The sequence below is a fragment of the Pseudomonas salomonii genome (assembly GCF_900107155.1).
Classification (GTDB): domain Bacteria; phylum Pseudomonadota; class Gammaproteobacteria; order Pseudomonadales; family Pseudomonadaceae; genus Aquipseudomonas; species Aquipseudomonas salomonii.
The window spans coordinates 568,009-588,065 of the sequence record NZ_FNOX01000001.1; the positions used below are offsets into that span (position 1 = coordinate 568,009).

General features: G+C 59.6%; 10 protein-coding genes. 6 read left to right on the forward strand and 4 right to left on the reverse strand.

Annotated features, from left to right (window positions below; genetic code table 11):
- Positions 1-3: 3 nt before the first annotated feature.
- Positions 4-486 carry a CS1 type fimbrial major subunit gene (locus BLV67_RS02750; RefSeq protein ID WP_065928873.1) on the forward strand — a complete coding sequence of 161 codons (483 nt, stop codon included), beginning with the start codon at positions 4-6 and terminating at the stop codon, positions 484-486.
- A gap of 160 nt (positions 487-646) precedes the next feature.
- On the opposite strand, the gene BLV67_RS02755 is transcribed toward BLV67_RS02750, so the two are convergent.
- The gene (locus tag BLV67_RS02755; protein ID WP_069786175.1) at positions 647-5,737 is read right to left on the reverse strand and encodes a dermonecrotic toxin domain-containing protein; all 5,091 of its coding nucleotides are present in this window, start codon (positions 5,735-5,737) and stop codon (positions 647-649) included.
- 155 nt (positions 5,738-5,892) lie between these two features.
- On the reverse strand, positions 5,893-8,982 hold the full coding sequence (locus BLV67_RS02760) for a transglycosylase domain-containing protein (protein ID WP_069786167.1): 3,090 nt from the start codon (positions 8,980-8,982) through the stop codon (positions 5,893-5,895).
- Between the two features lie 181 nt (positions 8,983-9,163).
- On the opposite strand from BLV67_RS02760, the gene BLV67_RS02765 reads away from it, so the two are divergent.
- Positions 9,164-13,747 (forward strand): hypothetical protein, encoded by a 4,584-nt coding sequence (locus BLV67_RS02765; RefSeq protein WP_074854396.1) that lies wholly within the window; start codon positions 9,164-9,166, stop codon positions 13,745-13,747.
- A 345-nt stretch (positions 13,748-14,092) separates the two neighbouring features.
- Complete coding sequence (locus tag BLV67_RS02770) at positions 14,093-15,505, forward strand: amino acid permease (RefSeq protein ID WP_065928876.1); 1,413 nt, start codon at positions 14,093-14,095, stop codon at positions 15,503-15,505.
- A 45-nt stretch (positions 15,506-15,550) separates the two neighbouring features.
- Here the strand turns inward: BLV67_RS02770 and BLV67_RS02775 are convergent, their stop codons facing one another.
- Positions 15,551-16,675 (reverse strand): OpgC domain-containing protein, encoded by a 1,125-nt coding sequence (locus BLV67_RS02775; RefSeq protein WP_069786177.1) that lies wholly within the window; start codon positions 16,673-16,675, stop codon positions 15,551-15,553.
- A 222-nt stretch (positions 16,676-16,897) separates the two neighbouring features.
- Between BLV67_RS02775 and BLV67_RS02780 the strand changes: the two genes are divergently transcribed.
- The 3 genes from BLV67_RS02780 to BLV67_RS02790 are packed head-to-tail and all read left to right on the forward strand — an operon-like array spanning position 16,898 to position 19,699.
- Complete coding sequence (locus BLV67_RS02780) at positions 16,898-17,272, forward strand: GtrA family protein (RefSeq protein WP_065928878.1); 375 nt, start codon at positions 16,898-16,900, stop codon at positions 17,270-17,272.
- A complete protein-coding gene (locus tag BLV67_RS02785) occupies positions 17,269-18,231 on the forward strand; it encodes a glycosyltransferase family 2 protein (protein WP_069786178.1) in 963 nt (320 codons plus the stop codon). Before BLV67_RS02780 ends, BLV67_RS02785 begins: the two co-directional genes overlap by 4 nt.
- On the forward strand, positions 18,224-19,699 hold the full coding sequence (locus BLV67_RS02790; RefSeq protein WP_069786179.1) for a glucosyltransferase domain-containing protein: 1,476 nt from the start codon (positions 18,224-18,226) through the stop codon (positions 19,697-19,699). The genes BLV67_RS02785 and BLV67_RS02790 overlap by 8 nt, the downstream gene beginning before the upstream one ends.
- A gap of 11 nt (positions 19,700-19,710) precedes the next feature.
- Here BLV67_RS02790 and BLV67_RS02795 read toward each other — a convergent pair whose 3' ends face one another.
- The gene (locus BLV67_RS02795; RefSeq protein WP_069786180.1) at positions 19,711-20,007 is read right to left on the reverse strand and encodes a cupin domain-containing protein; all 297 of its coding nucleotides are present in this window, start codon (positions 20,005-20,007) and stop codon (positions 19,711-19,713) included.
- Between the last annotated feature and the right edge of the window lie 50 nt (positions 20,008-20,057).

Genomic DNA, 20,057 nt, shown 5'->3' on the forward strand with positions numbered 1-20,057 from the left:
ACTATGTTCAAGCAACTGACGGTACTGGCGGTACTGATGGCGCCCTTGCTGGTGGGCGATCGCGCGCAGGCGTTCCAGGAACGCCAAAGCTTTGATGTGTCGGTCACCATCCCGATCCATGAAGCCTATGTGCTGCCCTCCGAACCCGATTGGATGGGCCACGACCAAGTGCTGGCCTGGGACCTGGCGACGGCCAGGCTGGGCCGCCTGCGCAAGAATTTCGATGTGAAAAACATCAATGGCGGCGTGGCGGCGCGCCTGGGCGACACGCCCTACCTGTTGAGTGGCCGCAACCGCATCGATTTGCAGGTGCAGTTCAATCGGGTGCCCTTGACCCTGGATTCAACCCTGGTACTCAGTGCCGATGAGGCACGTGCCGGGCGGCGCGCCGAGCTGGAAATAACCGCCATTGAACCGGAGGACGGCTACAAGGGCGGCGAGTATTACGGCACGGTGCACCTGCTGTTTGATTTCCCGGCGCCTTGATCGAACGCCTGTTTCAGCTCGAAGGCGGTGTCATTGTTCCAGCGTGCGGTGGGGTCGGTGTTCAGTGTTTGCGGCGCCGACAGCTCGGCCGGCAAGGCGCCGGGTCGCTGGGTTTGGGCGTGCAAGGCTGGGTTCAACCGCCGCCATGCCGTGTGCTCACTTACGAAGCGCGGTTGCTGCGCCCCGTATCACGGGCGAGGGCCTGGCGGGTCAGTTGGCGCATCCATTCCTTTTCTTTGTATCCCAGATCGTTGAGCAGCCCGTTGTACACCTCATCGGACATGGGCTCGTCGGCAAATACCACACTGTCCGGGGCTTGGAGCGCTTCGCCCAGCGTGCGCAATGTGTCACGCAGCAGGGCTTTTTTTTCCGCTGTCAGTTCGTCTGCTCGCGCCCACTGTGCCTGCGCGGTTTGCAGGTCATCGAGCTGCAGAAAACGTGTGGAATACAGCTGTTCGTTGTCGCGGTAGGCCTGATCGTGGCTGTCGCGCAGGTACTGTTCCCAGTAGGGCTCAAGCAACATTTGATTGACGAGCCCGTCGCCTTCGCTCAGCGCCAGCACCTGGGTGTACGCGTGGTTGATTTGCTCCTCGCTGACGTTGGCCGTTGCGCGGTACACCATGTGGCTGGAAATCCAGGGTAAATCCAGCCTGGCCGCAAGATCGGTCTGGTAGGCAAGGTGCACATCCACTTCATCGACCTCTCCAGGCTCGCCATTGCGTACATCCGACCTGAACCGTTGTCCCAGCCCGCCTTCGGCCGCCGGTCGCACGCGTTGAGCGATGTCTTCGCCCACCACCTTGCCCAGCAGCTTGAGACGGGCACTGCCTTTGGCCAAGGTGACGAGTTTTTCTTCACATTCGGCGGCGTTTTGGGAATAACGCAAGGCTTCGCTGGCCATGACCTCAATTCCCATCTCATTGAAAATCTGCGCGCCGGCGTCGGCGCACAGGCCTGGAAAACTGGAGATCTTGAACAGTCGTTCGCGCAACGGGTTGTCTTCATGGGCGGCGCGTATCAGTCGCCACACCCTTTGCGTCATGGCCCTGCGGTTGTTGGCGTAGCGCAGGCTGTCCTCGCCCTGTTCAAAAAAATCTGGGGGCTCGAGGTGGCGAATCACTTCGAAAAAGCCTTGGGAGCCATGTTCCTGTTCAACCGCATTCCACACGTGCTTTGCGATGGGACGGGTTTGAGCGTCAGCCTCCAGCAGCCATGGGTCGCTGTTGCCCATGGGTTCGTAGAGGCGGTTGGGGTCCAGGCCGGCAGCGGTTCGGTAGTGTTCGTAACGGGTAAGCGCCTCGACCGTAAGCGCGTTTCGATCCATGCGTGTGCGCGCAATCACACGGGCGTTGGGAGTGCCTGCAGTGGCGTTCGGTAGCGTGTCGATAGGGTTTGCGCGCAGATTGAGCACAAAGTCGTCAGCGCGGTGGTGGGCAAACAGGCCACGTGGCCACTCGGTGATGGCCGTGCGGCTCAAGCCCAGGTGGCGCAGAGCAGGCATCAGGCTGATGTCGGGTGAGAGTACCAACGGGTTGTTGCCCAGCTCAAGGCGTTCCAGGCGGCGGGCCTTCTTCAGGCTGCGTATATCGTCGGCGCTGAACGTCAGGTCATTGCCGCTCAAGTCGAGCTCTTTGAGCCGGCGCATGTGCACCAGTGCCGGGGGAAGATCCGTGAGTTTGTTGGCGTGCAGGTCCAGGCTGCGCAACGTTGGGAAGTGTTTGAGAAAGTCTCTGTGTGCTGGGCTGAATTCGGTGTTGCTCAGGTTCAGCGCCGTCACATGTTCAAAATTGGCCGTCAGTCGAGGCAGTGTCGATGGCAAAGGCCGGCCGTGCAGGTCCAGTCGGGCACCGCTCTGAATATGGCCGTAGGCATCGGTGTGTTCTGCAAATCGGTCGCCCCAGCATCTCTCCACGGCAGTGGCTAGATGCCTTCTCCTGGAGCGTTCCGCCCGGTCCTCCTGACTGCCTCTGGCCTGCCCCGTCGGGCTGTCTTTCCAGGTTTGCAGCTCGACATGCAGGCGTTGTTTTTCGTCGACCAGTTCATGGAGCAGACTGCGCAGTTGTTGAGAGGGGACGCTGTCGATAAAAAGCTCCATGCGCTGTTCATTGAGTGTGGGAAACAGCAGCTGCAAGGTTTGCCGGACATCTTGATCCGAGGTCTCGACGGGGGGCTCGGCGCAGCGACTCACTCCCGCGCCGCCCAGCAGTTGCACGGTTTCCCGGTCGGCCCGGCGGTAGGTCGGTGGCTCGGCCAGCACCACGCGGCGCTCGGCCAATGACGCGAGTTGGTTCATCAACCACTGTTTGAACGGAGCGCCTTGGCCGGGTTGGTAGCCCAGTGCCTGGGCTTTATCGGCAGGTAACGTGCAGAGGATCGCCTCAAACAGGTCCGTGTGGGAGGACAGCCACGTACCCGCTTGATCAAACAGGTCGTAGCCACGCAGGGTCGGTACCAGAATTCGTCGGGCCGTCGCATCGACAGGTCCGGCCTCGCAGCGCAAGGTCCCGGTGGGCGTCTGCGCGCGGATTTGAAGGTGCAGGTCGGCAAAGCTGTCGCTATGCACCTTAAGGGTGTTCAGGACCATCCGTTCGGTGGCAACCGGCAAGGGCGCCGCCGCGTAAAACCCTTCGAAAGCCTGTACCGACTGCGCGGCCACGTCCAGTTCCCGGGCCTGATTATGCAGGCGCAGCGGCAGGCGTTGCTCTGCCATGGTTGCGTGCTCTGTGCTGCTGGCGGTACTGAGCAGGCGCGTCTGCAGGGCCATATCCAGGTGTGGGAAAGATTGGCGCACCAGCAAGTGCTGCGGATCGTCCGTCATCTCCCACACCTGCTGGTACACGTTGTCGGTGAAATCCCGGCGCCAGCGCAACACGTGATCTGCCAGTTGATTTCGCAGGTGCTGCACCCGTTGCGATTGAGCGATGTCGCCGCCCAGAAGCTGGCGGGTTGCCGCTTCGTCGAGAAAACCCAGGACATGCTCGGGCAATTGACCTGACATCATTTGGTCAAAACTGAGGGGCAAGGTATTACCCGGCGCTGCATCAGGGTTGCCGACTTTGATGCTGTGCCCAGACAGGTCAGGGTTGAGGAACACCTCAATGGCTTTATCAGAGGGCCAGCCGTCCAACTCGGTAACGGTTTGTATAAACCAGTCTGATGAAGGGGCCAATGCCAGCGGCCGGCCGGTTCGGATTTTTTCGCTGGCGATTGCCGGGTAAGCCTGAGCTTCGAAGCGCCTGAGGGTGCCCGCCAACAGTGGCGGCAGGGGTTCGTGGTACAGGTGCATGGCACGCAGCACGGCCTCTTCAGTGCCGCTGGCCTGACGCATGTGCTCCAGTTGCTGATCGGTGAAACCTTCGACCCGATGGCCCAGGCGACGCATCAGGGTGGTGCTGTCCCAGGTCTGCGGCTGTTCCGCTTCGTGCAATATCGCACCGTCGCCGTTGAGAAATACCTGTGGGCGATAGGCATCCGCTCGTGTTGGGTGGTTGATCCGATGCTCGCCGGTATCGGCGTCAGGCAACACTTCATAGTGTTGGCCGTCCAGTGCCAGCAGATGCTTGCCATGATGCTGATGCAGACCCGACGGGGAGGGCTGCGAGTCGACAGGCAGGCCATGGTCCTGTCGCGCGTAAGGTCGCAGGTCGGGGTTCCATAACTTGACTTGGCCGTTGAGTACCCGCACCGGATGCAGGCCGTCGACGAACGGTGAGCGCTGGAGTTGGATGACTTCACCCAACGTTCCCGCTCCGGCAAAGAGCCCGGCCTGGATCAGGTTCTGCGCCACGTCCAGCAAATGTTGCGCAGCCTCTGTGCGCTGGCCCTCAGACCAATCGACAATGCCTTCAAACACGTCATCGAGCACTTGATAGGCTGTGTAGGCCAGCATCAGCTCTCCCACCAACGGCACGAAGGGGGTGATCAGCAGCAGGCCGACATTCAGCAAGTCCGACAGCACCTGTTGCAAGTTATCCCACCAGGCCCAGCGGGCCAAGTGATCGACGTAGGCGGTGGACACTGCCATGTCCCTGGCGTCATTGACGAACTTGTTCAGTTGCACGCGGTACAGGTAACGCCACAGGGTGTTGTCGGCCGGGTCGTCTGAACGGTTTTGATAATCCTCGGTGATGTCCTGCAGGCGAAATTGCAGCGTGGGCTGTTCGGCCTTCTGGCTTAGTCGCGCATTGAGTTGTGCGAAAAATTGGCCACGCAATTGATGGGGAACAAAGTGGCTGAAGAACGGCTGGTAGGTCCCTGTGGGCTGCGCGGGGCTGCCCTTCAACTGGCGGGTCAGTTCTCGTACAAAAGCGATGGGGTCGGGGTACTCCTTGACGGGGTGTTCAGGGTCGCCTGGTACATACGCAATGAGCCGGCCATTGGTGGGTTTTGCCATGAACAGCAGGATGCCGGTCAGTGGGCAATCCAGCACGCTCAGGTTGTAGCTGTTGATGGGCAGGCCATCGAGACGCACATCGGCGTTTTCGTCGATCAGGCCCCGCAGGGTCTCCAGCGCATCGGCGCGCAGGTCGCCTTTGAGTTGCGCCAGGTGGGCAGCGCCCTTGAGGGCGGCCTTGTGGGTGGTGATAGCCTCATCGCGCACGGCGGCCGCGACGGGTGGGTTATCGAACCCCAGGTGCCATCGGAGGCTGGCCTGGTAACGAGCGCCGATGTCCAGGTTTCTGCAGATGTTCTTGAAGGTGTCTGCGTTGAGGCGCACACCCGTGCGGCGATGGGGGAAATGCAGGATGTCCTGTTGACCGCGCGAGTCTTGCGCGCTGAGAAAGGCAAAGTCCACGAAGCGGTCGTCTGCGCAAAAGTTACCCAGGGCGGCGTCCAGCAACGACAGGGTTTTACTTTGCACGCCCTGTTTGACGTTGATCGTCCACCAAGCCAGAGCGGCGTCGCTATAGAGGCGCAGGTAGGTGTTCTTGACGTCAATGTCGCCGTAGCCAGTCAGCAAAGCGGCTTTTAGCAACGGCTCGGCAAAGGCATAGAGATCATTGATATTCGCCAGGCGTTTATCCAGGGTGTTTTGTGCCCGTCGATGCTCGGCAATGACCTGCTTGAGCTGTTGGTGGGCTTCGCTGGGGGCCTGCGGATAAGGGGGGGCGCTGGGCAAGGTTGCGCTTTTCAATGCGTTAATGCGCACCTGGGTTGTGTCTTTGAGCCAGTCGGGCAGGGCATTTTTGAGGTGTTCGATATGACGGCCCTGATAACTGTCCGTCGTGGCAGGGGGGAGCAAAATGGGCATTTCTTTCAACCTGAATAGTCCTTTAAAGGCTATCGATTCTATTCAGCTGACTGCTTGAAAATAAGGTTGAAAAGTCAAACGAAAGGCCTGGGAAAACGGGCATTCGAGGTCAATAAATCAGGGCTAAGCAATAGCTCAATACCACCCTGGTGACGTCATCGAGCCAGGCATGCGCTCTGACTGCCGTCTTGCAGGTAAGGGGTCAATATCGGTGCCATGCCTTTGAGCACCTGCACCGGCAGTGCCGAGGTGAACTTGAAGTTTTGCGCCGAACTGCCTGGCACAAAGGCGGTGAGGGTGCCGAAGTGGCGCTCGCCGATGTAGAACACGAACGTGGCAGTGCGGTTGATCGCTTTGGAGCTGATCACCCGGCCGCCGGCGCCCATCGCTTCGATGCGGTTGTCGCCGGTGCCGGTCTTGCCGCCCATGGCCATCGGCGTGCCGTCGGCCTGCACGAAACTGCCGGAAACACGCTTGGCCGTGCCTGCGTCCACCACTTGCGATAACGCGCCGCGCAACGCGGTAGCGACCTCGGACGGCATCACCCGTTTACCTGCATCGGGGCTGTTGACCACGCGGGTTTCGTAAGGTGTATCGGCGCCAAAGTGCAGGCTGTCGATGCGCAGCACTTTGCTGCGCACGCCGTCGTTGAGGATGATGCCCATCAGTTCGGCGAGGGCGGCGGGGCGATCGCCCGAGCTGCCAATCGCGGTGGCCAGCGACGGCACCAGGTGGTCGAACGGGTAGCCCACCGCCTGCCAGCGCTGCTGAATATCCAGGAACGCCTCGACCTCCAGCATGGTGCGGATGCGGCTGTCACGCGCACTCTGATGACGGCTCTTGAACAGCCAGCTATAGACCTCCTGGCGTTCGAACTGGCTGGCCTTGACGATTTCGCTGAACGTCGCCTCCGGGTGGTTGATCAGATAGCCCAGCAACCACAGGTCCAGCGGGTGAACCTTGGCGATATAACCCTGATCGGGCAGGTCGTAGGCGCCGGGGCCGTAGCTGTCATAGAGCGCATCGAGGCGCTTGTCGGTCAGCCTCTGCAGGTCCTTGGTGCCGGCCAGGCGTGCGCGAACGAAGCTGTTGAAGCTGTCGCGGCTGGCCTCGGGCAGCAAATACCGGTGGATCGCGGCCAGGCGAATCGCCGTGGGGTGCAGGCTGTCGAGGAAGGTTTCCAGGCGCGCCTGGGTGTCTTTCTTGTGGTACTTCTTCCAGAACTTGAGCAGGAACGTGGTGCCTTCACGGTCGGCGAATTGCGCCAGGTATTCCTGGCGACGTGGCTCGTTGTCGTCCTTGAGCAATTGCGCACTGTTGCTGGCGCCGGTGTAGGTGGTGTAGCGCACCAGATCGCGCATCAGGCGGATAAATGGCAGGTTAATCGACTCGCGCAGGGCGTCGCGCAGGGTCGGGTTGCGGCCGTTGTCTTCGTTGCGAAAGTTATGGAATCGGTGCAGGCCACCGCCGGTGAAAAAGCTTTCGCCAGGGTTTGCCGAATAGGTGCGGTTAAGCGCAGCGTCGAGCATGTCGGCCAGGGGTTTGCCGGGATTTTTCAGCAGGTAATCGACGGCCCAACGGCTGATGCGGTCCTGCTCCGGGACCTCGATTTTTTTCAATGCCGCGGCTGTTGAGGTGCCGTAGCGCTCATGAAGTTCGGCGACGATTTGCAGGTAAGTGGCAAGCACCCGCAGCTTGGCGGTGGAGCCCAGTTCCAGTTTGCTGCCGTTGTTGATGTCGAAGGGTTGGTCTGTGTTGTCGGTCTGCACCCGTACGCGTGCGCCGTCGGTGGTGCGCTCGAACAAGGTGAAGCTGTAGCGCACCTGCGGCGTGCTCGCCGCAGTGAGCAAGCGTTCGCCCAGCAACCCGACCTGGGCGGCATAGTCAGGGGCGGCAAGGCGTTTGAGGTAGGCGCTGACCTGTTCTTGCAACTCGCCGTGCAAGGTACTGGTGGCCGACAGGTCCAGCCGGTCCAGGTCGTACAACGGACGATCGAGCAGGGCGGCCAGGCGGCTGCGTGCGGCGCTGATACCTTTGTTGGTCTCGACTTTCTGCAGGGTTGGCTGCTGCTGCCAATCACGGTAGCTGACCTTGCTTGTCAGCGCCGCCGTCAACAGCTGGGGCGGTACCACGGCGTTCTGCGCCAGCAACCGCAAGTGACTGTCGGTCAGTTGCGTCAGGTCGTCACGGCCCTTGGTCAAGTAATAGGAGGGGCGGCGCTGGGCGATGATCAGCGAGAGCACTTGGCGCAACGCCAGGCCGCGCGCTGCGAGGCTGGCCGGGGTTTGCGCGGTGTCGTCCAGGGCCCGGTTGACCTGGGCAAAGTCGGCGCCGTACCACACCCGCAACCCCTCGGCGATGCCATGCACTTCGCCGTGCCCAGGGACCGCCGAGAGGGGCACGCTGTTGAGGTAGTCGCGCACCACGTTTTGCCGTGCGGCGAGGGTATCAGGCCCGTGTTGGTAGGCGCGTAAGCTGGCGGAGAGCATCTGGCGGATTTTTTCGTTGCCTGACAGGGTCAGGCCGTCCGGCGAGTGACGGTATTTTTCCAGTTGCGTCGCCAGGGTACTGCCGCCCGCCGATTGCCCTGGCAGGTGCAACTGTCGGGCGACTTGCGACCAGGCAGCCTTGGCAAGGCGCGGCCAGTCCACGGCGGGGTTCGCCTGGGGCGGGTCAGGGTCGAGCAGTTGGCGGTTTTCAATGAACAGCAGGCTGTGGACCATCAGCGCCGGCACCTCGTTGAAGTGTTTGTACAGCTGAGGCGGATAGTTGAATTGATACAGCGGTGCGGCGCGGCAGTCGGTGATGGTCAAGCCGGCTTGCAGCTTTTCGGCATAGGGAATGAACAGACCATGGCGGCTGTAGTCCATCAGCGCATCGGAAAAGCGCGCCTGGGATTCGATCAGGTAGTTGCGCTTGAACAGGCGCGGCAGGAACTCACCCAGGGCGCTGTAGCCCAGGCGCCGGTCGAACGGACCGTCGCCGGGGTACACAATGGCATCGCTGGCGCCGGGCCCCATTGTGTAGGTCAGTTGGGCCGCCCACTGGCTGAATGTACGGGCTTGCCAGTGGGCAGTGTGCATTTCACGGGTGGCGGCAAACCCCAGGGCAATCAGGGCCATCAACAGAATCAACCAGTACAGCCGGCGCCACGACTGGGCGGGTTTGAGTTTTTTTGCCTGCGGCGGGGCTGACGGGCTGTCAGTTTGAGCCTGGTGCGAATCGGTTTGCCACAGTGCGCCCATAGTCGATTGACCATTCTTACAGATTGATCGGACTTGTCTGAAGCGTAGACGCTGATTGACAGCACTACGAAGTTTGTAGAGCGCTAAAGCTCGACGCGTCAGACGGGAGGGTAGATAACTACCGCGCCGTCAGGATGGCAGCGGGTAGCTTTCGTGATTTAAGCCATCATTGAGCTCTGCCATGACCCTTTCCGACACCGCTTCAGACTCGCCGCGCCAAACCACCATTGAGCAAATCCAAACCTTGTTCAGCGAGCCGCCGAGCCTGCTCACGGTCGCGCACGACAGTGCCCAGGCTTATTTGGACGAGCACTTGGGCGCGGGAAAATGGCAGGTTGGCTTGATTTACATCGGCACCCCGACGGACGAGGACGACACGCTGGCCTACCGGTCTTTGCCCGAGTGGGTGCTGCAACGCTTGGCCGGCAGCAAACCCCTGCTGTTGGTGGCGGACTATCACGTTGTCGTCCAGCGCGCGCGTGAGGTGTTTGTGGCCGGTGGCCCGACCCTCAGCGAGCTGGAGCCGCTGCTCAATCGTTGCGGTGCCGGGTTGTTGGGGGCGTATGCACAGCGCTTGCAAGCCTGGTGGCGTGAGGCGTTGCCGGTGGAGATGACGCGCTGGGGCTACCTGTCGGATGATCTGCTGACGTTGCTTTACGACGCCGGCAAACCACCCGGTTTCAACGACGAAGGCTTTGCCCAGCTGTTCCCCAAAACGCTGCTGCACCCGACGCGGCCCGACCGCGAGTGGAGCGCCCACGGTGAGTCGTTGCGTGTACAGGCGGTGTTCCTGGCCGGCGCGACGCCGCTGATGTTGCCGTTGCTGATCCTCAGCCACGGGCAACGGACGTTGCTGTTCAGCCCGGCCAGCGGTGTTCATCCGTTGGGCAGCATCGACGATGTGGCGGCGCTGTTACCGGCCTATGTGCCTGAAGACGCAGGCACTGAACAGTGGTTTACCCAGGAAGTGGAAAGCGATCCGTTCGATGCCCTGGCCGCCAGTTACCTGGCATTGCAACTGCGAGAGATTGATAGCATCGACCGTAACCTGCCGCTCGCGCCTGGGCAGCACCAAACGCTGCTCAGGTATATTACCAACCCCCATCGCTGGTTTGTCGCGCACCTGAGTACGGGCCAGCAGAAGCTGCGTGAGGTGCTGCCTTTATGGCTGGCCCATGCCAGCCGTGAAGACAGCATCGCCTATGCGCGTCTGTTCCAAGCGTTGGTGCTGGCCCGCGAGCACAGTGGCGGGCAACAATTTTTGGAGGGGATCGATTCGATCCAGGTGTTTGCCGACCGGGCCTTGCGCACTTGCCTGCAAGCCGAACCCGCCACTAAAACAGTGCGGCCCGCCGACGTCCAGTTGACCTTCAACCGCGTGATCGCCGCGGCAATTCCGGTTTCCGGGGGCTTTGTCGCCGGTGAAGTCGACCCGGCCACAGTGAGCCTGACCGAGCTGGCCCTGGAAAACCTGGCCGGCTTGCCGCACACCGTCACCGCGATCACCCTCAAGGGTGCCCAGGCCCCCGAGTGGTTGACCTATAGCCTGCTTCAAGGTTGTGTGGAAAAAGCCGATGTGGGCCAGGCCTACCCGGATCTGTTGAAGAAAAAACTGCTGGATGACCCGTTGGAACGCAGTCGTCGCTCAGGGTTGTTCACACGTCAGTTACGGGTGCAACTGCCGATGCTGGCGCTGGAACTGAAACTCAAAGGTGAGCACGGCCTGACTCAGGAAGGGGTCGACCGCGTACAGGCTGCGTTGCAAGCCGGCCTTGCCGAGCGCAAGGTGCAGGGCCAGGCGATGACGTTGTGGCCGCTGGCATTCAAGGCCTCGCCTGAGGCTACGCAGGATGTGGTTACCAATCACTTCATCATCGGGCCCAGTACCGGGGACACTGGCGTTCATCTGCTCTACCGGCCCTTGCTCAATCCGATGTTGCAAGGGTTCGAGTCGATCAAGGCTTTGTTTGACGCCATCAAGGCTAACGGCCCGCTGCAGGACGACGTGCTGACGTGGATCGCCCCGGCGCGCCAGGCGGTGTACGCCAACGGCGGTTTCCTTGCACCGCATATCCGCCGCTTTTTATCCGGTGATGAATTTACGCTGTACGAGAAGCCTGCTCCGGCCCAGCTCAGCAAACAACCGGGCAGTGAAGACGCCTGCAGCCTGATCTTCGAGGGCACGGCCCAGGCGCTGGTGTCCCTGGCTGACCGGCAATCGGTGTCGAATGCGGAACAGCGCTGGGTAAAGCTCAAAGAGATCGGGTGGCTGCTGTTTGGCACGGTGTTGCCGTATGCCGGCGGCCCCTTGCAACTCGGCGGTTGGCTGGTGCAAGTGATGGACAGCCTGCAACAGGATATTCAAGACCTGGCCAGCAATGATGACCAGCTCAGGAGCAAGGCAGTCATGGACGTGTTGAGCAATCTGATGGTCGTCCTCGCCCATCAAGCCACGCCCCATGATCCTTTGCAGCCATTGCAGCTGGAGCATCCGGTGTTCGCCCCCCTGGCCAGCGCCAAGGCGGTCGCCACGGTGCCTGCACGCAGTACCCCGCCCGCAGCGTTCAGCTCGCCAACCCGTTGGAGCAATGCCCGCGACACCCTGACCGCCGCGCAACATACGCGCGCCCGCGCCTTGAGCCTGGGGGCTTTTTCAGGTGGCTGGGACAACGCCGAACAAAGCGGCCCGCGCCGTGGCTTGCTGCGTGATACCGCGTATTCGCCGCCGCAATGGCATGCCCTGGTGCGTGGCCATCGGTACCGGGTGGTGGATGAGTCAGACGCGCTGCGGGTGATCAGCGCCGATGGTACTCAGAAAGGGCCGTGGCTCAAGCCGTTGGGGGATGGGCACTGGGATTTTGATGGACGCTTGCGCTTGGCCGGCGGCAATGCCGATGCGGCGATGCAAGCCCAGTTGCAGGCACTGGAGCTTTCACTGCCCCAGCTTGAGGAGCAGTACCGTGAAGCTGGCCGGTCGCGCGCCAAAGCTGGCGTCGCCATGCAAGTGACGCGCAAGTTGATGAGTGAATCGAAAGACAAGATTAGCTCAGAACAGCTTGCCAAACTTCAGGCACGTTACCGCCAGGAACTGCGCAATAAAGTCGAGTTTTCCGAGAAGGAATTGCAACTGCTGATGCGCCTGCGCGCGATCAAGCCCCGTCCCCATTACGAGGAAAATCTGTGTGAAATACTCGAGTCGCTGATTCTCACCCTGCGACTGATGGACGCCGACACCCGTGAGCACATGATCCGGATCAACCAGCGGATCAAACCTTTATTGGATGTGCTGCAAGACGAAACTGACGAAGAAGCCGGCTCTGACCTTAACCGTCAGGCGCATGCCGACCTGGAAAAAAACATGCGCGACCAGGTGGCCGCCGAAGCGTCTGCGATCCACAGTCGCAGGCGGGAGAACAGCTATATGGAGCAGTTGCGCAGCGTACCGCGCCTGGGCCGTGACAAAGCCCGCGCGCTGGAGGCACAGCTGCCGCTGCGCCCCTCGATTCTGGATTTGCAATCGTTGCAAGTCACCACCCTGTGGGGCATTACCATCGACATTGAAGGCCCGCCTCTGGAAGCGGAATTTTTTGACAGCTTGAACCAGGTGATCAATCGTGCCCGTTGGGCCAGCCGCTCCCTGGCCGAGTTGGAATACCTGAGCGTCTCCACTGAGGAACGTATCGAACTGCTTAAAAGCCTCAGTCATGTCTACGCGGTAACCGACGACCATATTCGGTTCTGGCGGGCCATGGCACCGGACACCTTTGACTTGCCCAACCTGGAAAAGCTGCAGGCACTGCTGGCCGACCTGCACCAGCAAGTCGATGGGCAACTGGCTGATCTGCTGGCACCCATGCCTGGCGCCCGGCAACCCAGGCCGCCCGGCGCAGCAGGTGCGCGGGTCAAAAAGATTATCCGCACCCGTAATCGCGATGTTTATGTGGCTCGCGTCAAAACGCCGGCCGGTACGGCGGAACTGGTGGATGACAAAGGCAATGTGCTCGCCACCTTCACCGAGGCCGAAGACGGTTTGTGGGAGCCGGTTGAGCCACCGCCCCGGCGCACGGCCAACCCACAATTGGGCGCGTTGCTGAACAAGGGCCAGCGTTTGCTGGCGGATGTGGATATCGCGATTCTCAAGGTGCAGGCGTTGTCCAGCCAATGCGAGCCTTCATCTCTGCAAGCGCTGCTGACGGCACAAGCCAACAGTCGACGGATGGTTGCCGCGGATATTGATAAGAAATTACGCAGCCTGAACCTGTCACGGCTGGCGGCCACTCAGTTGAACAATGCCAGGGTCCGCGCCAGCGACCTGCGGGCCGCCGCGGCACGCCTGGACGCCGCTGGGGTGGAGGCCCGCGTGCGAGCGAGCAAACTGAAGTTGAATCGAGCCGAAGATGTGGACTTCCTGTATGGGCTCAATGAGGTCCGCATCATTCGCGAGGACGGGCGTGTGCCTGCCAGCGACAAGCCCCGGGACTTTATGCAGGTGTACGTGGTAACGGACACACTCACTGGACAGCCACTGTGCTACGCGCATTTTCACTATGAAAACCGCCAGGGCCCGGCAGATCACTACACCGCCGCGCACCTCAAGAGCCCTGAACAGCAACGCCTTGGCCGGCAGGCCCAGGCCCAGGCCGAAGCCCAGGCATTCGCGCGGATTCGCACCGGCCAGACCGGCCGTGTACAGCTCACCCTGGAGATTGAAAGGACGAGCATTTCGAGGCCGTTGGCCAGGCGCTTGTTCTTTAGTGTTGATTGATTGCTGGTGTGCGTTCGCTCACGCCTGCGGTGGATGAGCGCCCCCAGCCCGTAACAGGTTATGCAATACTCCGCGCCGTTTTACCCTGGGAAGGCCGGTCTAGAGGCTTGGTACTTCCCCCGCCCAAGGACTTTTTTACGGGTCATATCGCCAAATTTCTGTGTTTATAGAGTGAAATATCCTATCGCTAGCTTTTTATACTGACGCCCCGCTGACCTGGCCGCTTACGTCCGCCAGGCGGGTTTGCCCACGAGGCAGGCCCGGTCAAGCCGGTGTAACGGCGCACACGCCGCTGCATCACAGGCTCGGTGGCTTAATCCAATAACAAGATGAGGTTGTATCCCTATGCCTGTCGGCAAACCACTGCCCCCTGGCGAGACCGCTCAAGGCGGACCGCTCAAACGCGAACTCGGTGAACGGCATATTCGCCTGATGGCGCTTGGCGCCTGCATCGGTGTGGGCCTGTTCCTCGGCTCGGCCAAGGCCATCGAGATGGCCGGCCCCGCGATCATGCTCTCTTACATCATCGGTGGCCTGGCCATTCTGGTGATCATGCGTGCCCTCGGTGAAATGGCGGTACACAACCCCGTGGCCGGTTCGTTCAGCCGCTATGCCCAGGATTATCTTGGGCCGTTGGCAGGCTTTCTCACCGGGTGGAACTACTGGTTCCTGTGGCTGGTGACCTGCGTGGCGGAAATCACCGCCGTGGCCGTGTACATGGGCGTCTGGTTCCCCGACACGCCGCGCTGGATCTGGGCCCTGGCGGCACTGATCAGCATGGGCACCATCAACCTGATCGCCGTCAAAGCCTTTGGTGAATTTGAATTCTGGTTCGCGCTGATCAAGATCGTCACGATCATTGCCATGGTGATTGGCGGCGTCGGCATCATTGCCTTCGGCTTCGGTAACGATGGCGTAGCCTTGGGTATCTCCAACCTGTGGGCTCACGGCGGCTTCATGCCCAATGGCGTACAGGGCGTGTTGATGTCCTTGCAGATGGTGATGTTCGCCTACCTGGGCGTCGAGATGATCGGCCTCACCGCCGGTGAAGCACGCAACCCACAGAAGACTATCCCCAGCGCCATCGGCTCGGTGTTCTGGCGCATTCTGCTGTTCTACGTCGGTGCACTGTTCGTGATCCTGTCGATCTACCCGTGGAATGAAATCGGCACCCAGGGCAGCCCGTTCGTGATGACCTTTGAACGTTTGGGCATCAAGACCGCCGCAGGCATCATCAATTTCGTGGTGATCACCGCCGCGCTGTCGTCCTGCAACGGCGGTATCTTCAGCACCGGGCGCATGCTTTACAGCCTGGCGCAGAACGGCCAGGCGCCGGCGGCTTTCGGTACCACCTCCAGCAATGGCGTACCGCGCAAGGCGCTGCTGCTGTCGATCTTTGCCCTGCTGCTGGGCGTGCTGCTCAACTACCTGGTGCCTGACCAGGTATTTGTCTGGGTGACCTCCATCGCCACGTTCGGTGCGATCTGGACCTGGCTGATGATCCTGCTGGCCCAGCTCAAGTTCCGCAAAGGCCTGAGCCCGGCCGAAGCGGCGGGCCTCAAGTACCGCATGTGGCTGTACCCGGTCAGTTCCTACCTGGCGCTGGCGTTCCTGGTGCTGGTGGTGGGCCTGATGGCGTACTTCCCGGATACGCGGGTGGCGCTGTATGTGGGGCCTGCGTTTCTGGTGCTGCTGACCGTGCTGTATTACGTGTTCAAGTTGCAGCCGACCAATGCGGCGGCACGCTCCGTAGCCTGACGGCCTGGCGCACAACAAAAAGCCCCTTATCGGGGCTTTTTGTTTTCAGGCGGCGGCCATGCGTGTCGATTGGTCCAGCCGTTTGTTGAACTCCAGCCAGGCGCCCAATATCGCCATCAAGCCAGCGCCCACGAGCGCGGTAAAAATTTGCATGGCAAAGGCATCGCCGGCCATGGCGTTGACCATGTCCGCCAACGGCGCCAACAACACGCCAAGGCAGAACACTTCCAGCGAAAAGCGGCCCATCCGGCAGGTCTGCTGTGCCAGCCAGTTGTGCGTCCAGGCACGCCCCGGCAACAGTTTGGCGGTGACATAGGCCAAGGCCAAAAAATGCAGCAGACGCACCGGCGACAGGTCGGTCTTGCTGATCGGGTACAACAGTTCGCTGAGCGCGTGCGGCATCAACGCGTCATGCACCTCGGGCCAGCGCCAGCCGATCGTGATCACGCCGGCCATCAATGCGTAGGTCGCTGCCATGATGAACAACGGCTGCCGCAGCAGTGGCCGATGCTCCTGCGTTCGGGGTTGTTGCCCATGAATCGCCGCCGCGCCGCCCAGCACGAACAGGAACTGCCAGGTAACCGGGTTGAAGTACCACACCCCGTCGGCAATCGCTGCCAGGTTCCAACCCAGGTGTGGCGCCAGCAGGTACACCGTCATCGACCCCGCCACCACCCACCAGGTTTTGCGCAAGAGCAGCGGCAACACCAGCGGCAGGCCGGCCAGCAGCACGATATACAAGGGCAACGGGTCCATCAGGTTGGGCTTGAAGCGCAGCAGCAATTCATCCACCAACGCTTGCTGTGGTTGGGTGACAAAGTGCGTCAGGCCCATCTCCTGCACCAGGTCGCGGGTTTCCACATGGCTGTTGGCGAAGAACACGATGCCCATCAGCATCGCCAGCAAGAAGATATGCACCACGTAAAGCACCCAGGTGCGTCGCAGGATCTTCAGGCAGGCCATCCAGTAGCCTTCGCGTTGCAAGACCTTGCCATAGGCCAGCACTGAGGCATAACCGGCAAGGAATACAAACACTTCAGCGGCATCGCTGAAGCCGAAATTGCGCAGGGTGATCTGGCCGAGTGGGTTGTGGGGCACGTGATCCCAGAAAATGAAGATCAACGCCAGGCCCCGAAAAAAATCGATGCGCGGGTCGCGTCCGTTCAGCATGGCAGCGGGCTCTTGAGCTGGGGTTTAAGTCATGACAGGCGAATGCGCGTGTTGTCACACGCCGCACGTCGGGCGGGCGCAGGTTGGCGGTATTTGTAAGCAATTGCAAAGGCTGGGTATTACGGAATGTCTCAGTGTGGCGGGCGGGCTACCTGTCAACTTTGACAGTAGACGCTGTGGGCGCGCCGTGGCTTGCTGGGCCACCCGCCACAGGACAACTTTATGCGCCGAGTATGGAAGGGATTCTCCAGCTACACGGTCATTGGTATCGCCAATACGGTGGTCCATTGGCAACTGTTTTTTGTGTTCAGGACCGCGTTTGAGATGAGCCAGGCGGCGAGCAATTTTCTTGCCTTCGCGGCGGCGGCATCGCTGTCCTTTTATATGAATGCGCTTTACACCTTTTCCATACCGCCCTCATTGCCGCGTTATGGGCTGTTCATGCTGTGCATGGGCGGCTTGAGCCTGGTGGTGGGCGGGCTGGCCGATCGCTGGGGCGTGCCGGGCATGGTCACCGTGCTGGTGTTTTCGCTGGTCAGCCTGGTGTGCGGGTTTCTACTGTCGCGCTGGGTGGTGTTTCGCGAGCGTGACCAATGAGGATCTCGCTGGTGGTGCCGCTGTACAACGAGGAGCAGGCCGTGGATGGGTTTTACCGCGCGGCGCGGCAGGAGCCTTTGTTGCGCAACCATACGGTCGAGATTGTGTTTATCAACGACGGCAGCACTGACCGTACCGCCGAACGGGTCCACGCGCTCGCCATGGCTGACCGCGACGTGATGTTGATCAACTTCTCGCGCAACTTCGGCAAGGAAGCCGCCTTGTTCGCCGGGTTGGAGTACGCCACGGGTGACGCGGTGGTGCCCATGGACGTGGACTTGCAAGACCCGGTCGAGGTCGTTCCGCGATTGCTTGCCGAATGGCAAAACGGCGCCGATGTGGTGTTGGCCAAACGCCGCAACCGTGCCAGTGACGGTTACCTCAAGCGCCACACTGCTTCGCTGTTCTACCACCTGCTCAACCGCATTGCCTACACCCACATCGAGGAAAACGTCGGCGACTTCCGGCTGATGGACCGCAAGGTAGTCGACGTGATCAAGGCCCTGCCCGAGCAGCAACTGTTCATGAAAGGCGTGTTGTCCTGGGCCGGCTTTACCGTGGCCATCGTCGAATACGACCGCGCCCCGCGCACTATGGGCCAGAGCAAGTTCAATGCCTGGAAACTCTGGAACCTGGCGCTGGACGGCATCACCTCATTCAGCACCTTGCCGCTGCGGCTGTGGAGTTATATCGGCGGGTGTATTTCGCTGGTGGCGTTGGTGTATGCGGGGTTTTTGATCGTCGACAAAGTGTTGTTTGGCAATGACGTGCCGGGGTATCCGTCATTGATGACCGCGATTTTGTTTTTGGGCGGGGTGCAACTGATTGGGATTGGGATATTGGGGGAGTATGTGGGGCGGATTTATATGGAGGCCAAGCATCGGCCGAGGTATGTCGTTAAAGATAAGGTGGTCGGGGCTGTTAGTGCGGTGCGAACAAAGGAAAAAGCACATGAATAATTCATTTTTTTGGCGTGAGTTAACGCCGCGTCAAGTAATAAGTGTGTTTTTGGCTTGCGTTTTTTTATATGCGTACCCTTTGGTAAAAGCGGATTTCAGCTTCTATGATGATACGCTTCGCTCAAATGAGGCTGATGCGAATTGGATAGGTGAAGGACGACCGTTGATTCAGGTGTATTATCATGTTTTAAGTTTTAGTGGCTGGGTCCCTAACTTGTTTCCTTTGCAGTTAATCATTTCTTTATTGGTGATGGCGTTCGCTTTGAGACGTCTTGTGTTTTGGGGTTTTGATAAGCCGACGTTGAGCAGTTGTCTGGTGGTTTTACCGATCTTATATAATCCGTTTTTTCTGCAAAATCTCTCTTATCAGTATGATGGCTCTGCTGTTGCACTCAGTCTGGTAGCGATTATTTATGCCGTGACGTCAAACGGCGTGAGAAAGTGGAGGGCGATTATTATATCCGGAATGTGGGTAGCGATCGCGTGTGCGCTGTATCAAATATCACTCAATTTTTTTATCGTTTTTTGTTGTTTTGAATTCGTGAAGTGCGTGAGTGACCGTAAGTCCGCGGCTGAGATTTTTTCGATGATGGGTATACGGTTGGGAACGGTGGCGGTCGGTAGCCTTATCTATCTTATAAGCGTTTATCCTTTTATGCATTCAGATAGACAGGGCATGCTGTCGGTAAGCAAGGAGTCGATCATCGAGATATTCTTGCGTTCGGTGCAAGTTGCACATCAGGTGAGTACGCCCTATCCGTTGATGTTCAAAGTGCTGATGGGGGGGCTTTTTGCAGTCGCATTGTTGGGTTATTTGTGGGTAGGCAAAGAGATTTTGTACTGCAAAGGCACACGGCTGAGTAAGGGGGTGCTGATTGGGGTTTATTGTCTAATACTACCGGTTGTGTATTTTTCGTTTTCGGGAATTGCCTTGGTTTTTGAGGTGTATAATAAGGACTATAGGACGCTGTTGGGTGTGTCTGGCGCACTGGTGTTGGTGTTTTTTTTAAGTCACAAGGTATTGGTTGATTTCAGGTGGTGGTGTGGTTTTGTATTGATGTTGCCCCTTTATTATAGTTTGTCGGTTTCATATGGATATGGGCGAATTTTAGCTTATCAAAAAACGTATGAAGCGGCTGTTTTGACCAGTCTTGCCTATGACATTCAACACAGTGAGTTGGCCAGGGTGAAAAGTATACATATTATAAATAGCTGGATTGGCGGGGCGTCACCTGCGAGTGAAGGCCTTTATAGGGCTATGCCCGTCCTCAAGGGGGTTGTGGATTTTACATATGTCATTCTGCCCGAGATGCTGCCGCGGGTGGGTGTGAGGAATGTCGATAGTGATGCAGATGTAATCATTGAGAGAGAACTTAAGTTGGGTATATATAAGCCTTTATTGGAAACGCAAAATTATAAACTTTATGTCGTGATGGATGATGGTTATGTCTTAATGAATCCCAGGTGACTTTAGTCGTTTTACACATCCACCACCACCAACGTGCCATGGCTCCCGCCAAGTACGGCATGGGCAGTGCCGGCTTCCACAAGGTACATCTGGCCGGCATTTACCCGAACTTCCCGGCCGCCGAGGTTCAAGCGCAATTGACCGTCGATCACCAACAACCCTTCGTTGTAATCATGGGTTTCCTCCTGATAAGCCTGCTCATCCATACGCAACACCTTGATCCGCGCAGGGCCAACCTGGCCCAGGCGCGTGGATTTCCAGCTGTCGGGCAGTTGTGCGGCAATGGCGCTGAAGTCGAGTAACGGCATGTGAAGCTCCTTGTTTCAACAATGCCGTCGGTGGTCCGGTTCAGCGGTCA